This is a genomic window from Caulobacter sp. 602-2 (assembly GCF_011043625.1).
GTDB lineage: Bacteria > Pseudomonadota > Alphaproteobacteria > Caulobacterales > Caulobacteraceae > Caulobacter.
In genome coordinates, this window is record NZ_JAAKGT010000025.1 from 1 (window position 1) to 3,411 (window position 3,411).

Here is a 3,411-nt window from a genome sequence, read left to right on the forward strand (position 1 = left end):
CCGCGTCCGCCGGCGCTGGGGGCCGGGGCCGCGGCCAGGGCGGCGGCCTCCTCGGCCGGCTCGCGGCCGGGGGTCTTAAGGTCAAACTTCAGGATGAAGAAGCGGAACAGGCCGTAATAGAGCCCGAAATAGACCGCCCCGATCGGCAGCAGCCACAGCGGCCGGGTGGCCTTGCCGAAGTTCAGCACGTAGTCGAACAGGCCCGCCGAGAAGGTGAAGCCCAGCTTGATGTCGAGCGCGTTCATCACCGCCATGGACAGGCCCGTCAGCACCGCGTGCACGCCGTAGAGCAGCGGGGCCAGGAACATGAACGAGAACTCGATCGGCTCGGTCACCCCGGTCAGGAACGAGGTCAGGGCCAGCGAGGCCAGCATGCCGCCGACGGCCTTGCGGCGCTCGGGACGGGCGGTGTGGAACATCGCAAGGCACGCGGCCGGCAGGCCGAACATCATCACCGGGAAGAAGCCGCTCATGAACGCCCCGGCGCTGGGGTCGTCGGCGAAGAAGCGCCGCAGGTCGCCGGTCGAGCCGTGGAAGTCGCCGATCACGAACCAGGCGATGTTGTTGAGGATGTGGTGCAGGCCAGTGACGATCAGCAGGCGGTTGAGCAGGCCGTAGACGAAGAGGCCAAGCTCGCCCGAGCCGACGACGCCGCGGCTGGCGGCGTCCACCGTGCCGTTGATGCCGTCGTAGCCGAAGCCCACCAGCAGGGCCAGAACCAGACCCGCCACGCCCGAGATGATCGGCACGAAGCGGCGGCCGCTGAAGAAGGCCAGGTATTCGGGCAGCTTGAAGCCCGAGAAGCGGTTGTAGAACAGCCCGCCGATCACGCCCGACAGGATGCCGATCGGCACGGAAAGCTTGGACAGGGCCTTGGCCTTGTAGGCCGGTCCGGCCAGGTCCGCCGCCTCCTTGGGCAGGCCGGCCAGCACTTCGGGCGGCACGTGCAGCAGGGCCTTGGCTCCCTCGGTGGCGATCAGGAAGCAGACCACCCCGGCAAGGCCCGCCGCGCCGTTGTTTTCCTTAGCCAGGCCCACGGCCACGCCGATGGCGAAGAGAAGGCCCAGATTGGCGAAGATCGCCTCGCCGGCCGCGGCGATGAAGGGGATGTTCAGAAGGTCCGGCTGGCCAAAGCGCAGCAGAAGGCCCGCCACCGGCAGCACCGCGATCGGCAGCATCAGGGCCCGGCCCAGCGGCTGGAGGATTTCGAGCGGAGACTTCATCGGCTCAAACTCCGAAGGACTTGATGAGGTCGCGGACCGCCTCGGGCGAGGCCTGGTCCAGGGTCTTGGCGGCAAGCGCGCGGCAGGCGGCAAGCTCAAGGCCCCGCACCCGGGCCTTGACCTCCGGCACGATGGCGGCGGTGGCCGAAAGCTCGGTCACCCCCAGGCCCAGCAGCACCGGCACGGCGGCCAGATCCGAAGCCAGCCCCCCGCAGACGCCGACCCAGCGGCCGTGCCTGGCCGCCCCCCTGCAGGTCTGGTCGATCATCCGCAGCACCGCCGGATGCAAGGCGTCGATGCGGGCGGCCAGTTCGGGATTACCCCGGTCCATGGCCAGCACGTATTGGGTCAGATCATTGGTGCCGACCGACAGGAAGTCGGCCTCGGCGGCGATCAGGTCGGCGGTCACCGCGGCGGCCGGGGTCTCGATCATCACCCCAAGCTCGACGGCTTGCGTGATCCCCATCTCGCGCCTGGCCTCGTCCAGCACCGCGCGCACGGCGCGAAGCTCGGACAAGGACCCCACCATCGGGACCATGATCCTGCACTGGCCCAGCGGCGCGACCCGCAGGATGGCGCGGATCTGGGTCTTCAGCAGGTGCGGCCGCCACAGGCTGACCCGCACGCCGCGCAGGCCAAGCGCAGGGTTCTCCTCGGCCGGGATCGGCAGGTACGGAGCGGCCTTGTCGCCGCCGACGTCGAGCGTGCGCACGATCAGCGGCCGGCCCTCCAGGGCCGAAGCGACGGCCTGGTACTGGCGGGCCTGCTCGTCCTCGTCGGGCGGGGTCTCGCGCTCGAGGAACAGGAACTCGGTGCGCAGCAGGCCCGAGCCCTCGGCCCCATTGGCCACGGCGGCCAGGGCGTCCTTCTCCGAGCCGACATTGGCGAACACCTCGATGCGCGTCCCGCAAGCCGTGCGGCTTTCCTGGTGGGCGGCGGCCTTGGCGGCGGCGCGGGCCTCGTGGCGGACGGCGATGGCGCTCTGGGCCTGCGCCAGAGCCTCCGCGTCCGGGGCCACGCGCAACTTGCCGCCCTCGGCGTCGAGGATCAGGGCCGTGCCGTCGGCGATGTCGAGAACCCCCTCGCCCACGGCCACCAGGGCCGGCAGGCCCATGGCCGCGGCCAGGATGGCCACGTGCGAGGTGGGTCCGCCGCGGGCGGTGGCGAAGCCGGCCGTCTGGCCAGGATCCACCCCCATCAGTTGCGAGGGCAGAAGCTCGTCGGCCAGCAGGATCGCCCCGGCCGGCAGGGCCCGGGCGGTCTCTTCCTCGCCGGCCAGCGCCCGCAGCACCTGGCGCTCCAGGTCGATCAGATCATCGACGCGCTCGGCCAGACGGCGGTCGCCCAGGCCCCTCAGGGCTTCGACATAGCCGCCGACGGCCCGCCGCCAGGCAAAGCCGGCGCTCTTGCCCTCGCCGATCAGCCTGCGGGCCGCGGCGGTCAGTTCGGGATCGTCCAGGAAGGCCAGGTGCGCGCCGAGGATGGCCTTGCGGGCGGCGTCCCCGTTCGCGGCCGAGGCCTCGATGCGGGCCTGGACCACGCAGAGCGCGTCCTCCAGGGCGGCCAACTCGGCGCTGGCCCCGGACCCGGCCTCGACGACCGCGATCTCCTCGGCCACCAGCCGCACCGCCTGGCCGATGGCCAGGCCCGGCGCGGCCAGCACCCCGCGCAGCACGCCCGGCTCGGCCGGTTCTGCAGAAGCGATGACGACGGGCGCGGCTTCGACGACAGGGTGCGCGGCGACCTCGCCGGCCCGCTCGCCCATGCCGCTCTCGATCAGCTCGGCGATCGCCGTGACGGCGTCTTGCGCGTCGGGGCCCGAGGCGGCGACGGTGATGCGATCATGCAGGCGGATGGCCAGCGACATCACGCCCACCGGGCTCTTGGCGCTGGCGCGGCGGTTGACGGCGACCAGCGCGACTTCGGCGGCGAACCGGCGGGCGGCCTCGGCGATGCGGGCCGCCGGGCGGGCGTGGATGCCGTGCGCCAGCGGCACGACCACCTCGCGGACGATCTCGGCGCCCTCGCCCGTCTCCGCGACGGCCGCCCCGCCGATCGGCGTCAGCTCCATCAGGAAGCCGCCGACCCCGGTCTCGTGGTCCTGGGCCCGGCGCACGATCGAGAACGCCTCGGGATTGGTGACCACGATCGGGGTGATCAGGCTCTTGGCCTTGCGGGCCAGCAAGTC

The 3,411-nt window shown here is 72.0% G+C and carries 2 protein-coding genes; both read right to left on the reverse strand.

Features of this window, described 5'->3' with window-relative positions; all coding sequences use genetic code 11:
- A partial coding sequence (locus tag G5B46_RS24065; RefSeq protein WP_165263208.1) for a PTS transporter subunit EIIC occupies positions 1-1,223 on the reverse strand: 1,223 nt, incomplete at its 3' end.
- A gap of 4 nt (positions 1,224-1,227) precedes the next feature.
- Positions 1,228-3,411 (reverse strand): phosphoenolpyruvate--protein phosphotransferase (gene ptsP / locus G5B46_RS24070; protein WP_165263210.1); only part of this gene is annotated, 2,184 nt, incomplete at its 5' end.